Below are 26,084 nucleotides of genomic sequence, written 5' to 3' on the forward strand. Positions count from 1 at the left end.
TTTATTCTTTTCATCAAACAGACCAGATATGAATATTAAAATTTTATCATGTTATATGAAGTAAGCTTTTTTATTATTATATTACAAAAAGCCTTTAATAAATATTATATAATTTTTATTTACATATTACAACAATCTGAACAATGTGATTCTTACATGGCCAACGCAACCTTTGACTTAAATAATTTACACGAAGACCAGGCCCTGATAACACAAATAAAATCAGGAAATTATGACGCGTTCACTCATCTCTACAATAAATATGTCCGGCAGTTAACACAATATGGACTTAAGTTCAATGTTGATCTGCCGGTTATACAGGATTGCCTGCATGATGTATTTGTATGGTTATGGACAAACCGGTATAAGTTAACCATTCACCACTCTATCAAAAGTTATCTTTTCAAATCTGTCCGTACCTCCATTCTCCACACAATTGAGAAGAAAAATAAATTAAGACCGTTACACCCGGAAGAGGGAAATGAATACAGTTTTGAACTGGAACTATCGCCGGAAACCCTCATGCTTCAGAATGAAGACAGGAAGCAAACCAGAGAACAGATCGAAAGTCTGCTGCATAAACTCACCGCTAAACAAAAAGAAGTTATTTACCTGCGCTATTATGAAGGACTAAACTTTGAAGACATTGCCCAAAACATGAATCTTTCTGTGAAAGCATCTTACAAATTAATGGGACGGGCTATTACCACCCTCCGCGAAAACATGCCTGGTTCCCGGGTACTGCTTCTTGTATTACTTCATCTCCACTAAAGGAATTCTCTAAATAAAAAAAGTTTTAAACCCATGGGGTAATTTCCGGGGCTTCCTCCTCTTGTATCTGATCCGCTGGTAATAATGGGTTGATGCAGGCCTGCAAACCATTACAATATATACTTGCGGTTAAAAAGGTAAATACTCTTAACCAGAATCTATCTAAATTCTAAATCGTATGAATAAGTTCATTCATGCCATCATTGTGATGGCTATACTGCTGCATGTCTGCACGTCTGCAATTTCGCAGAGCATATTAAAAGGAACTGTAAAAAATGAAAAAGGTGAACTGCTGGAAAATGTATCTGTAACCATCACCGGACAAAAAGGCGGAACCTCTACAAATGCCGGCGGAGCTTATCAACTGTCACTCCCTGCCGGTGCCTACAAAATTTCCTTCACCAGTATAGGCTACACCCCTTCTTCTGTTCCTGTTGTAATAGAACATACAGACATAACAAAGGATATTATCCTGAACACTGCTGCGGTTGACTTAAGCGAAATAATAGTAGCTGTAGGTAGCCGTGCCTCACAACGAACATCCACCAGCTCACTGCTTCCTGTTGACAATATCAGTGCATCGGAACTACAGACCACCGGTCAGTTATCATTTGATAAAGCATTACAATTAAGGGTACCTTCTTTTAATACTGTTAACACGCCGGTGAATGATGCATCTTCTTTACTGGACCCTTATGAGATCAGGAACATGGGACCCAGCCGCACTTTGATACTGGTTAATGGTAAGCGTAAGAACCCCAGTGCACTGGTATATATTCAAACATCGCCGGGACGTGGTGAAACAGGCGCTGATCTTGCAGCCATTCCTACAGATGCCATCAAACGAGTAGAGATCCTGCGCGATGGCGCCTCCGCTCAATATGGCTCTGATGCCATTGCCGGTGTTATGAACATTATTCTGAAAGATAAGTTCGAGTACACCAACTTTAAAATAGCCAGCGGTATTACCCATAAAGGTGATGGATTTTCACTGTCAACAAGTCTTAACAGCGGCGCCAATATTGGCCGTAAAGGTTTCATCAATTATACCATTAATTTTCAAAGAGAGAATAAAACCAATCGCCCCGGTAAAGTAGATGCAGAGCAGGATAACAAAGATCTGAGCGATGGGTCCGAAGCAAGTCTTGCGAATGTAAAGGCTTTCCTGGCACGTTTTCCGGATGCAAAGAATATCAATGGCACACCCACCAGTACTGCTGCTAAATTCCTGGTGAACACCGGCCTTCCCATAAATGACTATACTACCTTTTATGCCAATGCGGCCTATATATACAAGAAGGTGCAAAGCTATGCCAATTACCGTACGCCTTACTGGAAACAGGATTATGGATTGCTGCATGCTGCCGGAACTGAATACCTGGGCTATGGACCTACCTTCCAGGGCGATCTGAATGATTACAATGCCACAGTTGGATTTAAAACAGAAAAAGACGGATGGACACATGATATCAGCTTTACTACCGGAGGTAACAAACAGTTATATACAGTAGATAATACCGTGAATCATTCTTTAGGGGCAAATAGTCCTATCTCTTTCAAACCCGGTGGTTTTTCTTTTAACCAGATGGTAGGAAATATTGATATTACCAAAGCGGTGGGTGATAAACTGTCTGTAGGTTTTGGTAGTGAGTTCCGGAGTGAGAATTTCCAGATCATTGCAGGGGATACTGCCTCCTACTCCGGTGAGGGTGCTAACTCTTTTCCGGGTATCAGTCAGCCCAATGCGCTGAAAGCAAACCGTTTTAATATGGGCGGATACTTAGACGTGAGCTATGATCTTACTCATTCCCTGCTTTTCAACGGTACTGTCAGAGAGGAATATTACAGCGATTTTGGTAGCGCCTTTGTATGGAAGATAAGCGGAAGAGCCAAATTAGCGGATGATATGGTTACCCTGCGTTCATCCATATCCACAGGCTTCCGTGCACCAAGTCTGCACCAGATAAACCTGCAGATTGCACAGCAAAGTTTTGTTCCGGGCCAGGGCATCCAGACAAAAGGTATTGTAAATAACCACAGCCCCCAGGCACATTTGCTGGGAGTACCCGCTCTGAAACCGGAGAAATCCGTAAACTTTACAGCAGGTTTGGGCTTCAAACCATCAAGGAACTTCAGCCTTACTATTGATTATTACAATATTGATGTTAAAGACAGGATCATCCTGAGTTCTAACATTACCCACACTGCCAGCGGAACTGCAGCGCTGGACACTGTATTGACCAACAATGGTATTGTAGGCGTTAGCTTCTTCACCAATGGTATCCGTACAAAAACACAGGGAATTGATGTGGTGGCCACTTATAAGAATCTGCTGATCGGCACCTCCGGCAGACTTACCCTTAACTTTGCAGGTAACTATACCATCTCCAATAAACTGGATGGTGCCCCTACAGATCCAAAGCTCATTAGCGATGCGGGGCAGTCGACCTTTGACTATATACAGGAAGCGCTGCTTTTAACCAGCAGGCCAAAATACAAAGCTATATTGGGCGGTGACCTGGATATCAGCAAATGGAGCTTCAGTTTGAATAATACATTATACGGACCTGCTACTTTCCGCAATGACGGGCTGAATGAGAACCTGAAACTGGTTTTCAAAACCAAAGTGCTGACGGACATTAATATAGGCTACCGCTTCGGTAACCGGGTAAGTGCTTCTATAGCAGTAAACAATATCCTGAATATCACACCGGAATATCAGTTGAAAGCATTAAACAGTGACGGACAGGCCGTTTTAAACGATCCTGTACAGTTGAAAAGCAATATCAATGCTATCACTTTTAATGGCCGGTATAGCATGGTTACCTACGATGCTTCCCACTTCAGCCAACTGGGTACTACCTTCCTGGCTACATTGAATTTTAGATTGTAAAAGTGGTTGACCTGTGCAGTTGGGGGGCGGTAATATCGCAAATGCCGCCCCCTTTTAATATTTTTACGAGTATGATAGTTTATACGACATCAAAAACGGACAAAGACCTGTTACAGATCCTGGAACTGCAGAAAAATAATCTGCCGGCCGGTTTAACAAGTGAACAGATTGCAGCAGAGGGTTTTGTAACAGTTTCCCATAGTTTTGGGGATCTGCAAAAAATGAACAGTATTGAAGAAAGTATCATTGCTAAAGATGATGACCGCGTTATAGCCTATTTACTGGCAATGACGGAAAAGTCGAAGTTGGATATACCTATACTGATTCCTATGTTCGATGCCTTTGACAACATAACATTTCGTAATAAAAAAATATCTGATTATCAGTATATCGTTGTCGGCCAGGTCTGTGTTGCAGCAGGATACCGAGGGAAAGGCATTCTGGACAGCTGTTATGCTGAATATAAAAAACACTTTGAAAATAAGTATGACTTTGCCATAACAGAGATCTCAAACCGGAATCAGCGTTCCCTGAATGCTCATAAACGGATCGGGTTTAATACCATTTACGAGTACCAGGCTCCTGATGGTGAAACCTGGAGTATTGTAATATGGGACTGGAAAGTGTAAACGCAATGTTATTAGCCAGAATGGAGTAATTTTTTGTATTTTTCTCCTAACAATGGACCTGTAATGAAAAATGCTATGGACAAGTACCGGCTTTATCAAACCGAAGATTTTATTCAGGATGAATCGTTTATCAACTGGGTACTGAACCCGGAAGAAGCGAGCAACAAATCATGGGCCGCCTGGGTAAAATCCAATCCACATAAAAAAGAAACAGTCCAGAAAGCAATAGATATTATCCGTTCTTTTGATTTTAAACAGGAACCGGTAGCGGAAAACTTTTATACTGATCTCAAGCAAAGCATTGATCAGACAATTGGTTATAAAAACCAGGAGAGTTCCAAAGTGGCTACCTTATTCCCAAAATGGCTGAGCGTAGCTGCCGTTGTTACCGGTATACTATTGGGTGGTGCGCTGGTATACTATTTCATGAAACCTTCTTATACAGTCATTGCTACTCCTTATGCAGCAACTAAAACGATATGGCTGCCTGATAGTTCTGAAGTTGTGCTGAATGCCCATTCAAAGATCAGGTACCTCAGCAGCTGGCAGGAGCATAAAAGAGAAGTATGGATAAGCGGTGAGGCATTTTTCAAAGTAAGACATATCGCTACTACCGGGGAAACACAGCACTTCAAAGTATATACAGCCAATGCGGAAATTGAAGTACTTGGAACCGAATTCAATGTGAAAAGTAATGATAGTACTACAGGCGTAATGCTTCAGAAAGGGAAAGTAAAATTCAGTGTTCCGGCGCTGAAGCAGCAAACGATTATGCAACCTGACGATTACTGCCAGTTTGATGCATCACTTGGAAAAATTATTATCAGCCCTATAGACCCTGAGTTGTATACATCATGGATGAAACACAAATACAGGTTTGAAAAAACACCAGCCAGGGAAGTATGCCAAACCCTTACAGCCTATTTTGGTTATAGTTTCATTTTCCGGCGCAAGGACCTGTCAGAACAGCACATTTCCGGAACATTGGAGTTACAAAATGAACAATTGCTGCTGAACACTCTTTCTGAGTTGCTGAATGCTTCTATCACCAAAAACGGACGGGATATTATTATAGAGTAAGTCACCTTTTTAGCAAGAAACTGTTATGAGCATATGATCCTACGCATGCTAAGGGTATGGTTTATTGTGATAAGCCTGTTGACCTGTGCAGTAAATACACTGCAGGGACAGGACTTTGTGCAATTGGGTAATAACCAGGATGATAAAGTTCCGCTGAAAAACGTACTGACAGCATTCGAAAAAAAATACAATATCAATATCCTGTACAGAGAAAATATTGTTCAGAATAAAATGGTAGCAGCCATCAAAACGGACAGCTACAATACTGATACAGCGCTCTATAACCTGCTTACCCCTCTTGGGCTGACATTCAAAAAAATTACGGCCACTCAGATCATCATTTCAGAAACATCCGGCTTAAAAACAGGAGGCTCCGGCTACATTAATGACCAGCCAAACCTGCTAAGAGGAACTGTAAGAAATGAAAAAGGCGAGCCGATGCCAAATGCATCTGTGATCATTATGGGCATCCCTAAAGGAACTGTTACAGATGCCTATGGAAATTACCGGCTATTACTTGGTAGCGGGACTCATAAAATTCTCTTCAGCAGTGTTGGATATAACAGTCACTCAACTACTGTTAAAATTGAAAATGCAGATATAAGAAGAGATATAATGCTCAGCAATGCTGTGGCGGACCTGAGCGGGGTAGTCGTAACTGTAGGCAGCCGTGCATCACAACGAACGTTTACCAATACGCCACTTCCTGTTGATAACATCAATGCTGCTGAGTTGCAGACCACCGGTCAGTTATCATTTGATAAAGCGTTGCAGTTGCGGGCCCCTTCTTTTAATACCATTAACATGCCTGTACATGATGCCACGTCTTTGTCGGACCCCTATGAGATAAGGAACATGGGCCCCAGCCGTACACTGATATTGATAAACGGAAAACGAAAGAATGCCGGTTCGCTGGTGTATATACAGACCTCACCGGGACGCGGTGAAACAGAAACCGATCTCTCCGCCATTCCTACCGACGCCATTAAACGGGTAGAGATCTTACGCGACGGCGCCTCTGCCCAATATGGATCGGATGCTATTGCAGGTGTCATGAATATCATTCTTAAAGACCGGTTCGAATACACAAATTTTAAAATAGCCAGCGGCATTACACATAAAGGCGATGGTTTTTCGCTGTCAACCAGTCTTAACAGCGGCGCCAATATCGGGACCAAAGGATTTATCAATTACACGATTAATTTCCAGAAGGAAAATAAAACAAACCGTCCCGGCATAGTAGATGCAGAACAGGATAACAAAGATCTCGGCGATGGTACTGCTGCGGGTCTTGCTCAGGTAAAAGCATACCTCGCACGTTTCCCGGATGCCAATAATATCAACGGAACACCCATCAACAGGTCTGCAAAATTCCTTGTCAACGCCGGTATTCCTTTAAAAGACAACACCACCTTTTATGCCAATGCGGCTTACGTGTATAAAAAAATCCAAAGCTTTGCCAATTACAGAACCCCTTACTGGAAACAGGACCCCTATAATTTATTACATGCTGCCGGCACTGAGTATCTCGGTTTTGGGCCCACGTTTGCAGGAGATCTCAATGACTATAATGCTACCCTTGGCTTAAAAAGTGAGGTAGGCAGCTGGAATACTGATATCAGCCTTACTATTGGAGGAAACAGACAGTTGTATTCAGTGAACAATACCTGGAACCCTTCACTGGAAGCACAAAGCCCCGTTTCATTCAAGCCTGGTGGTTATGCTTTTAATCATGTAGTAGGAAATATTGATATTACAAGAGCGGTCAGTGACAGGTTATCTATTGGTTTTGGATATGAATTCCGTAATGAGCGCTTCCGGATTATTGAAGGAGACACTGCCTCTTCTTCCGGCATTGGTCCTATTTCTTTTTTCGGCATCAGTGCAGCTAATGCTATTAAAGCGTATCGCTTTAATATTGGCGGCTACCTTGATGTAAGCTATGATCTTTCAAAGTCGGTACTGATCAATGCTACAGCAAGACAGGAATATTACAATGATTTTGGCAGTGCCTTTGTGTGGAAGGTGAGTGGGAGAACTAAACTGATGGGTGATAAACTAACCCTGCGTTCGTCTGTATCCACCGGCTTCCGTGCACCAGGCCTGCACCAGGTAAACCTGCAGATTGCACAACAGATTTTTGTTCCGGGACATGGCATCCAGACACAAGGAGTAATAAGCAATAAAAGTGTGCAGGCCCATTTACTGGAAGTCCCCAGCCTGAAACCGGAGCGATCGCTCAACTTTACTGCAGGATTTGGTCTGAGACCTTCAAAGGACTTTAGCCTTACACTGGATTATTACAATATTGATATCAAAGACAGGATCATCCTGAGTTCCAACATAGGGCATACTTCCCGCGGTAGTACGCAACTGGATGAAGTGTTAACGGCCAATGGCATTGTTGGTGTCAGTTTTTTTACTAATGGTATAAGGACTAACACACAGGGCATTGACCTGGTGGCTAATTACAGGAACATACAGATAAATCCGGGTAGCTGGTTAACGGTTAATCTTGCAGGTAATTATACTATTTCAAACAGGCTGCTTGGTATGGTCTCAAACCCAAAACTGATCGCAAATGCAGGGCAGGCTGTTTTTGACTATACACAGGAAGCATTGCTGTTAACGAGCAGACCAAAATATAAAGCCATATTGGGTACTGATCTTACACTAAACAGGTGGGGCTTTTTCCTGAACAATTCACTATTTGGCCCTGCTACTTTCCGCAGCGAAGGATTGAACAGGAATATAAAACTGGTTTTTAACAGCAAAGTGGTGACGGACATCCATATAAGTTACCAGTTCAACCGCCGGCTGGGTGTATCACTGGCCGTAAACAACATTTTGAATATCCTTCCTGAGTATAAGCTGAAAGCATTAAATACCGAGGGCCAGGCTGTTTTAAATGATGCGGCTCTTGTTAAAAGGAATATCAATGCTATTACCTTTAATGGCCGGTATGGTATTGTTACTTATGATGGCTCACATTTCAGCCAGTTAGGTACTACCTTCCTCGCTACATTGAATTTTAAGTTGTAGCTTTTATCAGCCTCACGGCAAACATACTGTCAGCCTTCTCATCATAACCTTTTATCACCCCTCCCTCCTCCTTTTTCAAGCCTGTCTTTTCTTCTATGTATTGTACTACCTCTTCATTCTCTTTCTTAAAAACAGAGCAGGTGATGTAGATCAATGATCCTCCGGGTTTTAACAACTGTACTACATTCTCTGCTATACGTTTTTGTAAATCCTGGTAAGTAGCTATACTCTCTTCATCAAAATAATACAGGTTCTCCGGAGAACGGCCCCAGGTACCGGAACCGGTACAGGGTGCATCCAGTATGATCTGATCGAATTTCCTGGTAGCTACAGGGGAATTGGTGACAGGGGATGTGAGATCCAGTATAACATCCTCATAACTGCGGATATTAGCCTCTTTAAAGCGCTGATGCAGGTTTTGGAGTATAGAGGACCGTACGTCACTAACGAGCAGTTTTACGCCCGGTTCCTTGTCCATTAACATGATAGATTTCCCGCCGCTTGCTGCACAGCAATCCCACCATGTTTCTCCTGCTTTTGCATGGAACAGATCTCCCACTTTCTGTGAAGAAAGGTCCTGGATCTCATACCAGCTTTTATCAGTGATAATAGTATCTATTTTGGTACTGTTGAGTAACGCAATACTCTCATTGCTGACAGCTGTGAATGTGATGTTTGCTGCTTCCAGCAGTTTTATGATAGCAGCTTGTTTTTTATTCCTTGTGCGGATAAAAAGATAAGGCTGTGTGAAGAAAGAATAAGCAAATTTAGTCGCATCAATATCTTCTGAAAGAAGAGATAATAAGGGAAAGATATCTTTTACATCTCCATCAAATGAAAGTATAGATAACTTCTCTGCCAGTGACAGGATTATCTTTTCATTCCATTCAGGACGGAAAAACTGCAATAGTTCATTGTTCTCAGATTCACATAGAAAAGTACCCTTTAATATTCTCTCCGGCACAGCTCTTTCATCTTTCCACAGGTGCCCTAAGCGGTAGTAATGATACACCAGCTGCGATACCCAGCGACGATCACGGCTGCCCATATAAGGACGCTGTTTAAAGAACCCTTTCAGGAAATGGTGCAGGGGCACTTCTCCGTCATAAACGAGTATGATTTCTTCTGCAGTAGATAAGTAATTTTCCCAGCGGGTCATACTAATAAGTTATAATAAAGAGGGGACTCCTAACGGAGTCTGTGTTTTGTTGTATTGTACGTTTGCTACAAACACGAGGCTCCTAACGGAGCCAAATTTGCTGACTAAATATTTGCTACAAACGCGAATCGAATGGAGCCAAAAATTCTTATCTGAAAATCTTCGCAGCATTAAAGCTCCGTTAGGAGCTTCGTGTTTGTAGCAAATATCTTTAAAAACAAAACACAGACTCCGTAGGAGTCCCCTGATATTAGCCGTTTAGGGGACTCCTACGGAGTCAAATAGAATATTATGTTTTACTACAAACACGAAGCTCCTAACGGAGCTTTAATGCAGTTAAAAACTTTTATAATTTCAATAATGCTTTCATTGGGTCCTTACCGAACAACAGTTGTTCAGGATTTTCCAGCATTTCTTTTACACGTACCAGGAAGCTTACGGATTCACGACCATCGATAATACGGTGATCATAACTCAGCGCTACGTACATCATAGGACGGATCACTACCTGTCCGTTCACCGCCATAGGACGCTCCTGGATCTTGTGCATACCCAGGATAGCAGACTGCGGGATGTTGATGATAGGAGTACTGAGCAGGGAACCAAACACACCACCATTGGTGATAGTGAAAGTACCGCCGGTCATTTCTTCCATTTTGAGTTTGTTGTCGCGGGCTTTGGTAGCCAGTTCAACCACCTTCTTCTCGATACCAGCCATATCCAGGCTTTCTGCATTACGTATTACCGGTACTACCAGTCCTTTCGGAGCAGATACGGCAATAGAGATATCACAGAAATCGTGGTACACCAGTTCTTCACCATCTATGTAAGCATTCACGGAAGGGAATTCCTGTAAACCAAAGCAACAAGCCTTGGTAAAGAAGCTCATAAAGCCCAGGTTCACTTCGTGTTGTTTCTTGAATACTTCTTTGTATTTAGCACGCAGCTCCATGATGGCAGTCATGTCTACCTCATTGAAGGTAGTGAGCATAGCCGTTGTATTCTTGGCTTCCACCAGGCGGCGGGAAACAGTCTTACGCAGGTTGCTCATTTTCTCACGACGCTCTGTACGGCCAAACAATTCCTGACCGATAGCCACACCCGGGTTCTGCAATGCTGCAAATACATCATCTTTCAGGATCTTGCCATGAGCACCGGTACCTTTAATAGAGGATGGATCTACGTGTTTGTCGGCAATAACGGCCGCCGCTACAGGGGTAGCTTTGATATCGTTAGGGATAGCCGTAACCGGTGCCTGCTGTACCTGTGGAGCTGCTTCCGCTTTAGGGGCAGCCACTGCCGCAGCAGGTTGTGCTTTACCCGCAGGACGGGCAGCACTGGTATCTATTTTACAGGCGATATCGCCTACTTTTAATACGTCTCCTTCTTTGGCAAGGGTTTCTAACACACCTGCTTCTTCTGCATTCAGTTCGAAGGTGGCCTTTTCAGATTCCAGTTCACAGATCACTTCATCACGCTCTACGTAGTCGCCATTGTTCTTGATCCATTTGATCAAAGTTACTTCACTGATAGACTCTCCCACAGTAGGCACCTTCATCTCTATCGTTCCTTTGTTAGGAGCAGGAGCAGCGGCTGGTGCAGGTGCTGCAACGGGAGCTGCGGCTGGCTGAGCGGCCGGCGCCGGTGTACTGCCTGCAGGAGCTGCAGCGTCAGTGTCAATACTACAAGCCACATCGCCTACTTTCAAAGTAGCGCCTTCAGGGGCTGCAATTCTCAGGATACCCGCCTTCTCTGCATTCAGTTCAAAGGTGGCTTTTTCAGATTCCAGTTCACAGATCACTTCATCCTGCTGCACATAATCTCCGTCTTTCTTCAACCACTTTGCAATTGTTACCTCGCTTATAGATTCTCCTACCGTAGGAACTTTGATTTCGATAGCCATATTTCTAATTTCTGTGATTCTTTAAATGTTAAAAGCTGTTTCAATGATCTCCAGCTGCTCACGTCCGTGAACCTTCGCATACCCTGTAGCCGTAGCTGCACTTGGATTACGGCTGATTACACCATAATTGATCTGCTTTAAGTTCATCTGAAGGTAAGACGCTGCTCCCATATTTAACGGTTCTTCCTGTACCCAGAACCAGGTGGCAGCTTTATATTTCTGATTCAGCGCTTCCAGTTGTTGTACCGGTAAAGGATATAACTGTTCCAGCCTCACGATCGCCACATCTTTCCTGTTATCCTTCTGTTGTTTCTCGCTCAGGTCAAAATACATCTTACCAGTACATAACAATACTTTCTTCACTTTTGATGCATCCTCTACAAATTCATCATCCAGTACTTCTTTAAATCCGCCTTCTGTGAAAGCAGATAAAGGAGAGTAAGAACCCACATGACGTAAGTTAGCTTTTGGTGCAAAGTTTACCAGCGGTTTGCGGAACTGCCAGGTTAACTGGCGGCGCAATGCGTGGAAGAAGTTGGCAGAAGTAGTGATATTGGTAACAATGATATTCATTTCAGCACATGCCTGTAAGAATCTTTCAGGACGGGCATTGGAGTGGTCTGGTCCGCCCCCTTCATATCCATGTGGCAATAACATTACCAGTCCGTTTTGTGTACCCCATTTCTGTTCTGCACTGGTCACGTACTGGTCTATTACTGTTTGTGCACCGTTGGCAAAGTCGCCGTATTGTGCTTCCCACAACACCAGGGTGTTGGGATTGGCCATTGCGTAGCCGTATTCAAAACCCAGTACTGCAAACTCACTCAGCAAAGAGTTGTAGATGCGGAACTGGCCTTGTTTTTCCTGTAAGTTGCCTAACCTGTTATAGGTAGCATTTGTATTTTCATCGAACAGGATAGCGTGACGGTGAGAGAAAGTACCTCTCTTCACGTCTTCCCCGCTCATACGAACGTCTTTACCTTCCGTGAGTAAAGTAGCATAAGCCAGGAGTTCGCCGGTAGCCCAGTCGATCTTGCCTTCTGCTTCAAATACCTTGATCTTTTCCTGGAGCAGTTTCTCTACTTTACGTAAAGGCACGAATTCCTTTGGCCATTGGGTGAGGGCGCCAAACAGGCGTTTGATATCCTCTTCCTTTACGGCAGTAACAGGGGATTTCTCGAAATCTTCGGATTTAGATTTACGCAGGGAAGCCCACCATTCTTCCGGTTTCTGGTAAGTATAAGGAAGCGGGTGCTGCCTTACCTCGTCCAGTCGTTCCTGGAGATCTGCCCAGAAACTCTTCTCCATTTCCTTGGCCATTTCCTGTGCAGCGGTTTCACCGTTGTTCAGCAGGTACTGGGTGTATACTTCCCTTGGATTAGGATGTTTATCTATCAGTGCATACAGGCTTGGCTGGGTGAACTTAGGTTCATCACCTTCGTTATGGCCATGTCTGCGGTAGCACAGTAAGTCGATGAATATATCTGAATTGAACTCCTGACGGTAGCGGGTAGCTATCTCAGCCACTTTCACCACTGCTTCTGCATCATCTCCATTTACATGGAATACAGGAGCCTGTACGGTAGAAGCAATAGAAGTACAGTAGTCGGAAGAACGGGCATCATCGAAGTCAGTGGTAAAGCCTATCTGGTTGTTGATCACCAGGTGCATGGTACCACCGGTATAGTAACCTTTGAGGGCAGACATCTGTAACAGTTCGTAGATCACACCCTGACCGGCAACCGCGGCATCACCGTGGATGAGGATAGGCAGGATCTTATCGTAATCGCTGTTGTAGATAACGTCTGCCTTGCTGCGGGCGTAACCGGTAACCAGGGGATCTACCACTTCCAGGTGGGAAGGGTTGGGGATCAGCTGGAGGTTCACCTTGTTACCTTCAGGGGTTTCTACGATGGAGTGGAAGCCCAGGTGGTATTTAACGTCTCCGCTACCCATGGTAAGGTCTGGTACGGCATGGCCTTCAAATTCATTGAAGATCTGCTCATACGTTTTACCAAGGATATTTGCCAATACGCTCAGACGGCCGCGGTGAGCCATACCGATAACAGCTTCCTGAACGCCTTTGATGGCAGCGGTACTGATGATAGCATCCAGGGCCGGGATGGTGTTTTCACCACCTTCCAGTCCGAATCTTTTCTGACCGATATATTTAGTGTGGAGGAATCTTTCGAACATAACACCCTGGTTCAGTTTCAGCAGGATGCGCTTACGTTGTTCCAGGCTCAGTGGTTTCTGGAAAGTGGTTTCCATTTCACGTTGCAGCCATTCCACCTTTTTAGCGTCGTTAATATAGGTGAATTCGAGTCCTACAGGACCGGCATACACTGTTTTAACACGGTTTACGATGTTTTCCAGGCTGGTCTTTCCAAGACCCAGGACCTGACCGGCATAAAATTCGGTTTTGAGGTCGGCCTCGGATAAACCATAAAAAGAGATATCCAGGTTGGCTTGTCTGTCCTTCCTTTCGCGGATAGGATTGGTTTTGGAGATCAGGTGGCCCTTTTTACGGTAAGCCTGTATCAACCGGTAAACATTCAGCTCCTTTGTTAACTGATCACTGCTCACTGGTAGCCCAGCTCCGGCTGCTGCCGGTGCCCCTGCCTTTCCATTAACGTTATTTACCGCAAAGTCAAACCCTTCAAAAAACTTGCCCCATTCAGGGTCTACTGCACCAGGGTCTTTACGGTAATCCTGGTATAAAGATTCAATGTAGGCAGGATGTGAGTTGGTAACAAATGAGAAGTCCTTCATTTACAACATATTTTGCTAAAGCTTCGATTCAAATTGCTATTCTAATGAATGGCCCCACAATATAATATATGGGATTGCAAATATCGTTCGTTTTTTGATAAAGGAGAAGAGGAAAAAAGGATTTCATAGGTTGAATTTGTTAATATATGTTTAGTTGATTGTTAGCAATACACTTAAAGGGGTTTTTGTGTACATTTGTGCTTTAGGCAAAACGGGATTATTTCGGAATTTTTTGTTTTCTAAGAAAGTAATAGTTACCTTTGCCGTCCGAAACTTGAAATTACAAAAATGGCAAACCATAAAGCAACGAAAAAAGACGTCCGTCAAAGCAACAAACGGAATGAGCGTAACCGTTACCACGGTAAAACTACCCGTAACGCGATCCGTGATCTGAAGAAATTGACTGAGAAGGCGGCTGCTGACGAGAAGTTGACTGACGTGATCTCTATGATTGACAAGTTGGCTAAACGCAATATCATTCACAAGAATAAAGCAGCCAACCTGAAAAGCAAACTCACTAAGAAAGTGAATGCTATCGCTTAAGCAGCTTTTGAATTAAAATATTTGATGCAATTGCTCTTCCTGTAACTGGGAAGGGCTTTTTGTTTTACCCATGTTAACACGGGTTCCTATGGAGAGCCCGGTTATGAGATTACAATATGCCAAAATCTTAGTCGCCGATCATTTCTTTGTTTTATCTATATCATTTTCCTCTATGAAACAGCTTATAAAGATTGCATTGTTGGTTTTGCTATGCTCCCCCGCTATTGCACAAGACCTTACCACCCGGTATGAGCGGACTCAGGGGAAAGAAACAGTTACCTATGATGAATGTATCGCCTACTATCGCGTTTTAGTAAAAAAGTTCCCGCAGATACATATGATGGAGATCGGGAATACTGATAGTGGTTACCCGCTTAATCTCGTTGTTTATTCTCCTTCCAAAGATTTTAATTTCGCCAGCCTCCGCAGTAAAAATAAACGGATCATCCTCATCAATAACGGGATTCACCCTGGTGAACCTGATGGAATTGATGCCAGTATGATGCTGCTCCGGGATCTTGCGCTTGGGAAAAAGAAGTTACCGGATAATGTGGTACTGGCTGTTGTCCCTCTCTATAATATCGGCGGGGCATTAAACCGCAGCACAGATTTCAGGGTAGATCAGAATGGCCCGGATGCTTTTGGCTCCCGGGGAAATGCAAGAAATCTTGATCTAAACAGGGATTTTATCAAGGCTGATTCCAGGAATGCAAGAGCTCTCCAGCAGATTTATCAGATGACAGACCCGGATGTATTTATTGATAACCACGTGAGCAATGGGGCTGATTATCAGCATATAATGACTTTATTAGCTACTGAATATACCAAACTGGGCGGATCTATGGGTGCTTTTATGCATTCCACATTCGAGCCAGGGTTGTATAAACTGATGAAGACAAAAGGGTATGATGTTGTTCCTTATGTAGAGTTTGAAGGAGAAACACCTGAAAACGGCTGGATGACATTTGATGACAGTCCCCGGTTTTCCAGTGGGTATACTACCCTCTTCCATACTTTTGGATTTGTGCCTGAAACACATATGCTGAAAGCATATCCTTTACGGGTACAGGCTACTTATGCGCTGATGGAATCTTTTATACAGTTTGTAAGTGAACATAGTGAAGAGATTAAAACGTTACGTGCACAAACTAAAGAACAGGTGAAAACACAGGCTACTTTTCCTTTAGCCTGGAACATAGATACAACGCGTTACAGCTATCTGACTTTTTCAGGGTTTGAAGCAGAACATCATACCAGCGCTGTTTCCGGTTTACCCCGTTTGTATTATAACCGGTCAAGACCTTATACCCGTCAGGTAAAGTTTTATAATTACATGATTCCGGGGAATTTTGTACAGAAGCCCAGTGCTTACATCATCCCGCAGGGATGGTGGACAGTACTCGATATCCTTAAAAATAATAAGGTAATAATGCAGCCGCTGGCGCATGATACTACCATCTTAGTAGAGACTTATCATATAGCAGATTTCAAAACGGCGCTTCGACCTTATGAAGGACATTATTTACATAATAGTGTACAGGTGAATACCAGCAATGATAGTATCCATTTTAGAAAAGGAGATTATTATATTCCTTTGAACCAGGTAGCGAACAGATATTTAATAGAGACTTTAGAACCTACCGGTGGAGATTCTTTCTTTGCCTGGAATTTCTTTGATGCGATATTAGGTAGAAAAGAAGGGTATTCTGCTTATGTATTTGAAGATGTTGCAGCCGAGTATTTATCTTCTCATCCTTCTTTACAACAACAGTTAAAAGATAAGAGAGCAAGTGATAGCACATTTGCTAAAAGTGCAGATGCACAGCTAAGATTTGTATATGAACATTCTGTTTATGCAGAACCAGGATATCTGAGATATCCGGTGTTCAGAGTAAAATAACTACAGATCCCTGCCTCGCAGGGATTTTGTTTTTATATACCCTTTAACAACATGAACACATGTTGCTCTCCGAAGAAGTTATTGTAGATGAGAATATTGCGCAGCTTCGCTGGTGGCTGTTGCAGCATAGGGAACCACTGTGCCGGTAACTGTTGTGTTTTCAGCAACTGCGCTCCCAGCCATAAGGCAAAAGCACCTGCTGTATCATATTCCCCGCAAAGGTGTTTGAATGGTAATTGTGGGATGCCGGATAACTGCTGATCTACTACCTGGTAGTATTGATCGTAATTAGTATCTGCATTACGGCCGGTCAGTACCATATCTATTTCCTCATGGGAAATAAATGTTTGTAAAGAAGCCGCCAGTTTTTCCGGACTCGGTTTGTATAACATTTTCAATCCCGCCAACTCTGCGTAAGTATTAGTGGTGGGTGAAGGACCTAATATAAAAAACGCAGCACCTTCTCCTGAAATAGTTCCAGGGGAGAAATGCTTGTATAAAGTATCGTTAGAAATATGCTCAGACTTCCACTGCCCTATCCGGCTTTTAATATAAAAATGCTCTGCCGTAATTTCTTCAAAAGCACCCGCTAAAACATTGGCCGTTCCCTCATGTAATAACAACATACTATCCAGCAACGCATTCTCAAAAGAGAATCCACGATGTACAAAGGTGTTGTTATACTGGGTACACTTCTGCTGTAGGGCTATCAGACCATTCACAGCATTATAAGTAGATTGTATAAAAGGAGTAGGATTGAGTGCAGTCTCCTTATAATCACGGATCTCCTTGATAAATTTCTCCGTATCCTGTAAGCTGCCTTTACCTGTACCGGTAACAATAGCCCCAGGTGTTTCAATACCACTATCCTGTAAACAACGCAGCGCGGTAGTCAGCCCCATTTTTAGAATGCGGCTCATACGGCGAAGACTATTGCCGGGAATAAAAGCTTTATAATCAGGTTCTACACAGGAGAGCATATTGCCGTTGCTGATCACCATAGGCTGCACAGAAAGATCTCCCTCAAACGTATGCTGAGGAGAGATTGCCGCCATTCCTTGTATGTAATACTTACCCTTCATATTTACTGATCACCAGAGAGGCATTATTACCCCCGAAACCGAATGAATTTGAAATAACATGATGTACAGGATATCCTTCCTTCAACTGTGTTTCCGGAGTGATATACAACTCCTCCATCCCTTCTGTAAAATTGAGATTAGGAAACACTAACTGATGCTGAATAGCCAGTACAGAATAAATAGCTTCTATCGCTCCTGCCGCAGCCAGTGTATGCCCTGTGAAAGGCTTGGTACTGCTGAACGGCGGAACCTTAGTGCCAAACAAACGCTGCAATGCTTTGCCCTCAGACACATCATTGCTGAGTGTGGCCGTGCCATGTACATTCACATATTGCACATCTGCAATAGTATGTCCGCTCATCGCCAGCGCATCCCGCATAGCAGCAAAAGCGCCATCCCCTTCAGGAGATGGTGAAGTGGGGTGAAAAGCCTCGTTGGTATTCGCATACCCGCTCAGCTCTGCTATCACTTTACTATTATTTTCTCTTACTAAAGATTCACTTTCCAGCACCAGATAAGCAGCGCCTTCTCCGAGATTCAACCCGTTACGTTGCTGATCAAAAGGCCGGCAGGGCCGCTTGTCTATATTCTTGAGTGAGTTAAAACCATTTAGCGTAAACCGCGTGAGCGCTTCCGTTCCTCCGCAGATAACCCTGCGAGTAAGGCCCGCCTTGATAAGACGGGCACCATACATCAGTGCATTGGCGGAAGAAGAACAGGCTGTACTGATAGTAGCAATATGTTCTGTAAAACCTACTGTATCAGCAATACGCTGTGTACAGTCTGCACAATCAAGCGTATCAATAAATTTGAGGAAGTCGCCCGTTTTCTCCGGGTCTACGATATCGAAATAAACGTTTTCGGTATCGCACATACCACCAACAGTAGATGCATTGATAAAGCCGGTAGGCTCCTGCTGCACGTCGGTGATACCTGCCTGTGCCAGTGCTTCACGCACGGCGATCAGCCCCAGTAAAGTGGTACGGGTATAACCGTCAATACCGGCTACACCAGCCATTTCACTTAGCTGTTGAGTAGTATATTTTACTTCCGCTACCGGGAGTATCGTTTTGTAAATAGTATCAAGATGACTGGTAAATCCCAGTCCACTCTGTTGTGAGCACAGGCTGTGAAGGTTCCCTGCTACATCATCACCAATGGCGGTAATCATCCCCACTCCTGTTATAAACACACGTTCCGCCATACCTCGTTATTCTTATGCAGGTTGTTTAGATTTGATAAATTCTGCCATGGATTGTACTGACTGCAATATCTTGCGGCCTTCACGGGGATCTTCCACTTTAATCTGGTAAGATCTTTCCAGCAATACCATTAATTCCAGGGAATCAATACTATCCAGACCAAGACCTTCTCCAAACAATGGCGCATCGTCTTTAATGTCTTCCGGACGGGTATCCTGGAGATTCAAAGCTTCGATGATCTGTTCTTTCAGTTTCTGTTTTAATTCTTCCATATGTATGTTGTAGGTTTATACTCCCCTTTGCTTATTCCAGAAAGCAAGACCTGCCCTTTTATGCCAAACGGCCATAAAAATACAGTTTTACCTTCAATAGTCAATATCAGCTGATCCTTCTTTTCTCTATCCCTGCTGCTATACACAGCATCACAACAGCACATACCACCAGCTTACTTACATCTGTGAGGATATGTTGTACCCCCATATCACGCAGATAGATATTATTAATAGCATCCAGTCCCCAGCTTAACGGCGACAAATGCCCTATGTGTTGCATTGTTGGCGGCATGATCTCCAATGGTATCCAGATACCACCAATGGCAGACAGGATGACGATGGAGATAGCCCCGAAATTCAATGCCTGGTTGGGTGTTTTGAATAAAGTACCTACCAGTATGCCGTATGCCGTGGCAGCCAGTCCTATGCAGGTCGCGACAATCAATGTAGCCACATGACTATGTCCCAGCACCAGTTTGGGTAAGCCCATCATCGGTAACAGATAGATGCCCACCAGGATCATCAGGTAAAACTGTACCACACAAACACCTACAAAGAACAACATCTTACCCGCCAGTATAGCCAGATAAGAACCAGGTATCAGTTTCATTCTCAGCAGACTACCATCTTCTCTTTCACGAATCATATTCCCTCCAATCGGTATCACTATAAAGAACATCGCGAAAATGCTCCATGCCGGTACATTATGCTGCACAGAGTTAGAGATCACATCCGGCTGTTTTGATTCACCGGCAAACTGCTCTTTCAATCCTACTGCCTTTAACTGTATCTGCATGGTATCCGTTTCCGGAACGTCCTTTCTCTTCAACTGTTGTTTGATGCGGTCCATCAGCAAATCTGTTTCCACCTGCGTAAGGAAATTATCCAGTGCCTGATGAATAGCGCTCTTGAACGCCTTCTTGGCTGCAGGATCAAAATAGACCGTTACATGTAATGAATCTGTACGCGCACTTACCGGTAGCGCAATCGACATGCCCATTCTGTGGGAAATGTCGTTCACAATTTTGTTCGCATTGCTTACAATAGCGCCGGTAGCCCCCTGCGGGATGATGATACAAATTTTGTAGTCGCCGGCATTCACCATTTCTCTGGCCGCCTGTTCTGTAACAGGATGGCCTTTCACAGAATCCACAATGTTGAACTGTCCGCTGGATTGCAATCCTTCCTGTATATATCTTCCTAAACGTCCATGATCATTATCTACAGTAAGAATATCAAACTTTACTTCCTGGTAGTCCCTGAACGGTGCATCTTCTATCTGTGCCATCACGGTGATCAGCACCAGCGGCATTGCAAACAGCAGGATAATCCCTGTTCTGTCGCGCAATAACAACAGCCATTCTTTCTTTATGGTAGCCAGTAATCTTAACATGAATATTTTATAATTAGTCCCTCACCGCATGACCGGTATAATGCAAAAACACATCTTCCAGGTTGCCGCAATTGCTGTGTTTAGCAATCAATGCATCCGGAGTTCCCTGTACAATCAACCGGCCCTCATCGATGATGGCTACCTCACTGCAGATGGTCTGGGCTTCTTCCAGTAAATGCGATGTGTATACAATGCTCACACCCTGCTTGTTGTATTCCCGCAGGAATTGCAGGATCATACTGCGCGACTGCACATCCACACCGGCAGTAGGCTCATCCAGGATCAGCAATTGTGGCTGATGCAGAATGGCTGCTATAATATTTGTACGGCGTTTCATTCCCCCGGAAAAGCGGTGTACTTCTTTGTTACCGTTCTTTTCCAGTCCGAATACCTGTAAGTATTCATCTATGCGGGAACGCAGTCCTTTTCCTTTTAATCCGTAGAGGTTACCGAAATAAACGAGGTTTTCTATAGCGGTCAGTTCAGGGAACAAAGCGATCTGCTGCGGCACTATGCCTACCAGTCGTTTAATCTCTTCCCGGTGAGCGGCATCCTGTGGCAGATCAAATATTTTCACCTGCCCGCTGCCCGCTTTTACCAGTCCGCATAAAATAGAGATCGTTGTCGTTTTCCCTGCACCGTTAGGACCTAACAATCCTACAATAGCATTCTTCTGAAAGCTGAAGGACAGTCCTCTGAGTGAAGGTTCCAACGCACCTTTGTATGTTTTATGCAGGTCCTGCACCGCGATGCTCGTCATTCGTTATAATTTTACTTTGGACAGGCGTTTGAACACCAGTTCTTCTTCCGCTGCACATTGCATCAGCATTTCACTCAGTTCTCCATAAGACACGTTATTCACGGCCCTGTTCTTGCACACCCTGCCGGCGTTGAAGGCAAAGTTGCGCCAGAGGTCTCCCACACGGGTAAGATCCTGTGATAATACACCCAGTTCATCCTTCTTCAGCAGGTTAGCAGCTTCCTGTAAGAAAGCAGCATACATGAAACGGAAACCAGCTCCACCGGTACCTATTTCTTCCTGCATCCTGATGATATTTCCCAGGTACAGTACGGCTTTGCGTTCTCCTACTTTTTCAGGATAATGCTTTAAACGTTTAGCCAGGTAGCGGATACCACTAACGCCAAACATAGGCAGGCGCAGTTTCAGCATATAATGACAAGACTGATCGATCCCTTGTTTAATAGGCTTCTGTAAGGATACCTGTTCGGGAACGCTCAGCGCATAATACATTTTGCCTTTAGGAGCCGGAAAGCCTTTTGCAAAGCGGGCTTCTGCCAGACTTTTGGGGTCTATTTCTGTAGTGTGGTCCATTACAGGATCACTGATCTGGTAGTTGTCCCCGTTCTTACCAAATGCCAGAATATTATGAGCATTGAAATGAAAACGGTAAGCAGCAGGTAAGTAAGGCAGGTAGTACACGCTGGATAACATGCCTACCGGTGTACCTTGTTCCAGTACACGGTCCAGTTCCAGCATTGCTTTTTCCGGTGTAGAAAAATTCTGCGACTGCATTTTGACACCCATGCGTTTACATACACGCTGGAAAATAGCGCCCGGCCATATGCGGTAGGTAGTACCCGGAACACCATTTACTTTAATAAAAGGTAAATGCCCGAAGAAGATACCCGCACCAATACCGAAGGCCATTGGTTCGCTGATATGTAAGCCGTAATGACGGAAAATGTTTGAAATAACTCCGCTTTCGCAATGCGCAGTTTGCACATGACTGAACTCTATATCGCTCATAATTGCTATTCCTTAATATGCTTTAATTCATCAACAGTGATCTTAAACGCAGCAGCATAACGCTGCAAGGTGCGTTCGCTCAAATTCTTAAATACAGCAGGTTTCATATGCCGTTTCACCTGCCACTGGAATTTGCTGACATAACTGGCCAGTAGTGCCAGGTCCATAATGTTCTTTTCCATGTAGTAACTGATGGGACTTATTTCGCCAGACAGTACCTGTTGCCGGGCCTTTTCCACACGGGCATGTACCTCTTCCCAGGCCTGTTGCATAGCCACATTTTCGGGTTCCCAGCCTACGCTGGTTACAGGTACATACTTTCCCTCATCGTCTGTAGCATAAAATAACTGCTTGAAGGTGCCTCCAAGCATTTTATTTCCATCCTGGGGAACTTCCTCTTTTTTCATGGGTTTTGTTGTCTTTAAGTGATCTGCATCTTCACAAAAGCCAAATTTACATTAAAATAAAAGGAGCCGTGTAATAACACCAAGCTCCTTTATATAAGTTACAGGTTGCTCATTAAACAACCGTGAGGTGTGCGTAAGCATAAGTGAAACGGGCGCTTTCAGGGACCATCATCACAATGGTTTGTCCTTTTTTCAGCATTCCTGTATTCATCATTTCTTCCAGCATAAAATAAGGAGAAGCCGTACCTACGTTACCTACTTTCACCAGGTTGGTAAACCATTTTTCCTGTGGGATAGGAACGCCCAGACGGGTAATCTCTTCATCTATTTTGGAACGGAAAAATTCGGATGACAGATGAGGCAGGAAATAATCCAGCTTATCAATATCTATATTATAACGCTCTACCAGTTCTTTCCACATTTTAGCACCGGATGGAACAATGTTATTGCCCAGTAAACGGGTATCCTGTTTGAAAGCGAATACACTTTGTTTCACCCATTCATCCGGTTTCATTACGGACCAGCCGGTAACGGAACCATCTTCATTCTTCACAGAACCTGCATACATACAGGTTTCCAGCTCATGTGCATAAGATGCGATCTCTACCCAGTCTACACGCAGTGATAATCCGTCTTCATTAGGTTTATCCTGGAATAAGGCAGCGCAGGCACCGTCGGACAGCATCCAGCGCAGGAAATCTTTTTCAAAAGCGATGATAGGATTTTCTTCCAGCAGTTTCAGGTTTTCTGTTTCAGGTTCGAACTTGTTTGCCTGCATCCAGCTGGACAATTTTTCGGAACCTGTACTTACACCATTATTAGAGTTACCACATTTGATGGACATCCAGGCATATTTAAATGCCTGCATACCAGCTGCACAGGCGCCGGTAGCTGAAATCAGTTCTACAGGCTGGCATTTGAGCAGGCCATGTACCATTACAGCATGGTTAGGTAATAACTGATCGGGAGAGGTAGTACCGCAAGCCAGCAATTGCAGCTTGCTGATAGGAAATTTATCGTCGAAAAGGCCTTTCACTGCCAGGGCTGTCATATCAGCATTGGTATGGGTGGAGTTACCTTCTTTATCTAATGAGTAATAGCGGGTTTTAATTTTATTATTTCCCAGAATCCTCACACGCGCACGCGAAGGCTTTCCATTCACCATTCCCAGTATGCTTTCCATGTCATCATTCCCGACTGGCTCGTTTGGCAAAAATTTAGAGAGCCTTGTAATATAAACTTCCTTCATTTGAATTAGGTTCCTATTTTTTTGTTGTTATTTTGATGCCCGACACCCTCCCGGGTTGACTGGCGTTGTCCCTTCCCCCTTTTCTAGTGCTATTTTAGCGTAAAACTGCATACAAACGGCCGTAAATATAAAATACTATACGGATATAACCGTAAATAGCAGATAATACTTCCCCCTCAATATTGGCTAATTACATGATCACCTGTGAAAATTAACGCAGATCTATACCTTTAAAGTACTCAACGTCTTCCTGCAGTTTGGTTTTCCTGAAGGTCAGCTTTATGATCGAAGATACCTTATCAATGGGCGTAAGGACAAAGATACCAGCTAATAATAATAAACGGTACATGGTTAAACGGCCCTTTCTTTCGGGTGCGCCCGGCCCGCCTTTAGCACTTATAAATTTAGACCAGAAGCCAAAAGCACTGATCCCTCTTTGTTCAAGTAATATCAGGTTAGGTTTTAATTCAACGGCTTTCAGTTCCATCAGTTCAGGATGCAGGGCATCCCACTGTTTGCTGTCCAGGGCTTTCTGCAATGGTGCGGCAAAACGGGAAGAGGCAATAATATCTTTTTCCTGTACGCCGGCTGCGGGCAACCATTTAGTAGCTTCTTTCTGCCCTTTGAACTGCCAGCGTAATACAGTGAGCAACGCTATCAGGTTAGGAGAAGTATCTACCAGTACAATATTGCCTACCAGTTTGGCACCTGCCTGCTGCAGATAACCTTTTACTTTTTCCTGTGCATTCAGCCACATGTTACGGCATCCCATTAATGTAACTACCGGTTTATCTTTCAGTAAACGTTTAGCAGTTTCATTTTGCAGGAATGCAGCTGTTGGTTGTGACGGAGACAGAAACCAGGGCTGATAGGCCAGTATAACAAGATCAAAATGTTCGTCCGGATTAACCTTCAACGGTTCTATTGCACGTGGCCTTCCCAATACAGTTTCGGGCATGGTATCAAAAAACACTTGCTTATCCCATGGGAATGTAAATGGCTGTACCGGTTTAATCTCCTCATACACAATAGTAGCCTTGTCTTGTAAAGGTCCTACCACATTATCGATGATTCTTTTCAGTTGCCCGGTCTGCGTATAATATACTACCAGGATCTTAGGTCGTTCAGTCATACAAGGAATAGGAGTTGAACAATTGTTGTTGTAAACATACAAAAAACAACTGTAGAGTAAAGATATTTTTTTGTTATATGATGCCGGTACGGAGGTGTGATGGTGGCGGGAAGTAGTTCTTGTGCCTTAGCCAGGTACTGCTGCAATCCTCTGCATTTGTTTACAACAGTACCGTGGCCAAAGGACTTAATGTTTTCCTTTAAGAACTACAAAGATGCCTCTTGTATGATTAACCAAATGTTAAATACAACTTAAAGTTTCACACCCCGTATGCATATATTTTCCAGCTGTACCAGCCTGCTACCGTCAGCAGCAAGCTTTTCAGGCTCTATTGCTGTGATCACTTCTGCTACACTAAAATTATTTTCCTCCAGCAATTTTGTAGCCGTTTCAATATCATACAATGTAAAACCACTATCGGTAAATGGCAGCAACTGCATGGTAGCTTTAGAGCGGATAGCCAGTATCAGCTCTCCTTCCGGTTTTAATACGCGGTGAATTTCTTTGAGTGTGACAGCGGGCTGATCCCAGAAGTACAATACGTTTATTCCAAATACTTTGTTGAACCTTTCATCTTCTACCGGCATTTTCTCTGCTGCTGCGCAATGAAAAGTAATGCCTTCATTTTCGCGGCGTGCTTCTTCCACCATTACATCAGATAAATCTATGCCGGTGTAATAAATGGAAGGTTCTTTTTCTATCAGTTCTCTTACAAAATGACCATTTCCCATTCCTATTTCCAGAATGGCATCTTCCTTTTTCATCTGCAGGAAGTTCCATGTCATTTCGTATATCAGGCGGTTAGACTTATTCATCTGCACCCCCATTTTCACACCATCCTCCCCTTCCGGCTGTCGTAACTGACGCGCCACTTCTGTCATGTCCAT

At 43.7% G+C, this 26,084-nt stretch carries 20 protein-coding genes; 7 read left to right on the top strand and 13 right to left on the bottom strand.

What is annotated here, in order from left to right:
- The first annotated feature begins 156 nt into the window (after positions 1 to 156).
- The 5 genes from BMW86_RS04370 (at position 157) to BMW86_RS04390 (ending at position 8,415) form a co-directional block, all read left to right on the top strand.
- Entirely contained in the window at positions 157 to 771 is a 615-nt protein-coding gene (locus tag BMW86_RS04370) for an RNA polymerase sigma factor (RefSeq protein WP_177189146.1), read from the top strand.
- 178 nt (positions 772 to 949) lie between these two features.
- Positions 950 to 3,664: a TonB-dependent receptor gene (locus BMW86_RS04375; protein WP_089779324.1), complete on the top strand. Its 2,715-nt coding sequence runs from the start codon at positions 950 to 952 to the stop codon at positions 3,662 to 3,664.
- A 71-nt stretch (positions 3,665 to 3,735) separates the two neighbouring features.
- Positions 3,736 to 4,293, top strand: a complete 558-nt coding sequence (locus BMW86_RS04380) for a GNAT family N-acetyltransferase (protein ID WP_177189147.1) — start codon at positions 3,736 to 3,738, stop codon at positions 4,291 to 4,293.
- A 63-nt stretch (positions 4,294 to 4,356) separates the two neighbouring features.
- Complete coding sequence (locus tag BMW86_RS04385; RefSeq protein ID WP_143056482.1) at positions 4,357 to 5,373, top strand: FecR family protein; 1,017 nt, start codon at positions 4,357 to 4,359, stop codon at positions 5,371 to 5,373.
- Between the two features lie 33 nt (positions 5,374 to 5,406).
- Positions 5,407 to 8,415, top strand: a complete 3,009-nt coding sequence (locus tag BMW86_RS04390; RefSeq protein ID WP_255372843.1) for a TonB-dependent receptor — start codon at positions 5,407 to 5,409, stop codon at positions 8,413 to 8,415.
- On the opposite strand, the gene BMW86_RS04395 is transcribed toward BMW86_RS04390, so the two are convergent.
- From BMW86_RS04395 to BMW86_RS04405, 3 genes are all read right to left on the bottom strand, one after another.
- Complete coding sequence (locus BMW86_RS04395) at positions 8,405 to 9,574, bottom strand: RsmB/NOP family class I SAM-dependent RNA methyltransferase (protein WP_089779328.1); 1,170 nt, start codon at positions 9,572 to 9,574, stop codon at positions 8,405 to 8,407. The two genes, BMW86_RS04390 and BMW86_RS04395, sit on opposite strands and share 11 nt — an antisense overlap.
- A 346-nt stretch (positions 9,575 to 9,920) precedes the next feature.
- On the bottom strand, positions 9,921 to 11,477 hold the full coding sequence (gene odhB, locus BMW86_RS04400; protein ID WP_089779330.1) for a 2-oxoglutarate dehydrogenase complex dihydrolipoyllysine-residue succinyltransferase: 1,557 nt from the start codon (positions 11,475 to 11,477) through the stop codon (positions 9,921 to 9,923).
- Between the two features lie 21 nt (positions 11,478 to 11,498).
- The gene (locus BMW86_RS04405) at positions 11,499 to 14,249 is read right to left on the bottom strand and encodes a 2-oxoglutarate dehydrogenase E1 component (RefSeq protein ID WP_089779333.1); all 2,751 of its coding nucleotides are present in this window, start codon (positions 14,247 to 14,249) and stop codon (positions 11,499 to 11,501) included.
- A 288-nt stretch (positions 14,250 to 14,537) separates the two neighbouring features.
- Here BMW86_RS04405 and rpsT point away from each other — a divergent pair, with 288 nt between their 5' ends.
- Positions 14,538 to 14,792 (top strand): 30S ribosomal protein S20, encoded by a 255-nt coding sequence (rpsT, locus tag BMW86_RS04410; protein ID WP_089779335.1) that lies wholly within the window; start codon positions 14,538 to 14,540, stop codon positions 14,790 to 14,792.
- 172 nt (positions 14,793 to 14,964) lie between these two features.
- On the top strand, positions 14,965 to 16,692 hold the full coding sequence (locus tag BMW86_RS04415) for a M14 family metallopeptidase (RefSeq protein WP_089779336.1): 1,728 nt from the start codon (positions 14,965 to 14,967) through the stop codon (positions 16,690 to 16,692).
- A 32-nt stretch (positions 16,693 to 16,724) separates the two neighbouring features.
- On the opposite strand, the gene BMW86_RS04420 is transcribed toward BMW86_RS04415, so the two are convergent.
- From BMW86_RS04420 to BMW86_RS04465, 10 genes are all read right to left on the bottom strand, one after another.
- Positions 16,725 to 17,747: a beta-ketoacyl synthase chain length factor gene (locus tag BMW86_RS04420; RefSeq protein ID WP_177189148.1), complete on the bottom strand. Its 1,023-nt coding sequence runs from the start codon at positions 17,745 to 17,747 to the stop codon at positions 16,725 to 16,727.
- 16 nt (positions 17,748 to 17,763) lie between these two features.
- Positions 17,764 to 18,978, bottom strand: a complete 1,215-nt coding sequence (locus BMW86_RS04425; RefSeq protein ID WP_089779340.1) for a beta-ketoacyl-[acyl-carrier-protein] synthase family protein — start codon at positions 18,976 to 18,978, stop codon at positions 17,764 to 17,766.
- Between the two features lie 12 nt (positions 18,979 to 18,990).
- Positions 18,991 to 19,248, bottom strand: a complete 258-nt coding sequence (locus tag BMW86_RS04430) for a phosphopantetheine-binding protein (protein ID WP_089779342.1) — start codon at positions 19,246 to 19,248, stop codon at positions 18,991 to 18,993.
- 106 nt (positions 19,249 to 19,354) lie between these two features.
- The gene (locus tag BMW86_RS04435; protein WP_089779344.1) at positions 19,355 to 20,641 is read right to left on the bottom strand and encodes an ABC transporter permease; all 1,287 of its coding nucleotides are present in this window, start codon (positions 20,639 to 20,641) and stop codon (positions 19,355 to 19,357) included.
- A gap of 13 nt (positions 20,642 to 20,654) precedes the next feature.
- Positions 20,655 to 21,401 (bottom strand): ABC transporter ATP-binding protein, encoded by a 747-nt coding sequence (locus BMW86_RS04440; RefSeq protein WP_255372844.1) that lies wholly within the window; start codon positions 21,399 to 21,401, stop codon positions 20,655 to 20,657.
- 3 nt (positions 21,402 to 21,404) lie between these two features.
- A complete protein-coding gene (locus BMW86_RS04445) occupies positions 21,405 to 22,409 on the bottom strand; it encodes a BtrH-related acyltransferase DarH (protein ID WP_089779346.1) in 1,005 nt (334 codons plus the stop codon).
- Between the two features lie 5 nt (positions 22,410 to 22,414).
- The gene (locus BMW86_RS04450) at positions 22,415 to 22,816 is read right to left on the bottom strand and encodes a flexirubin biosynthesis protein DarG (protein ID WP_089779348.1); all 402 of its coding nucleotides are present in this window, start codon (positions 22,814 to 22,816) and stop codon (positions 22,415 to 22,417) included.
- A 112-nt stretch (positions 22,817 to 22,928) separates the two neighbouring features.
- Complete coding sequence (locus BMW86_RS04455; RefSeq protein WP_089779350.1) at positions 22,929 to 24,065, bottom strand: dialkylresorcinol biosynthesis protein DarB; 1,137 nt, start codon at positions 24,063 to 24,065, stop codon at positions 22,929 to 22,931.
- Between the two features lie 211 nt (positions 24,066 to 24,276).
- Positions 24,277 to 25,197 carry a hypothetical protein gene (locus BMW86_RS04460; RefSeq protein ID WP_089779351.1) on the bottom strand — a complete coding sequence of 307 codons (921 nt, stop codon included), beginning with the start codon at positions 25,195 to 25,197 and terminating at the stop codon, positions 24,277 to 24,279.
- A 251-nt stretch (positions 25,198 to 25,448) separates the two neighbouring features.
- Entirely contained in the window at positions 25,449 to 26,084 is a 636-nt protein-coding gene (locus BMW86_RS04465) for a class I SAM-dependent methyltransferase (protein WP_089779353.1), read from the bottom strand.

It is taken from the genome of Chitinophaga sp. YR573 (assembly GCF_900110995.1).
In the GTDB taxonomy this organism is placed as follows: Bacteria; Bacteroidota; Bacteroidia; order Chitinophagales; family Chitinophagaceae; genus Chitinophaga.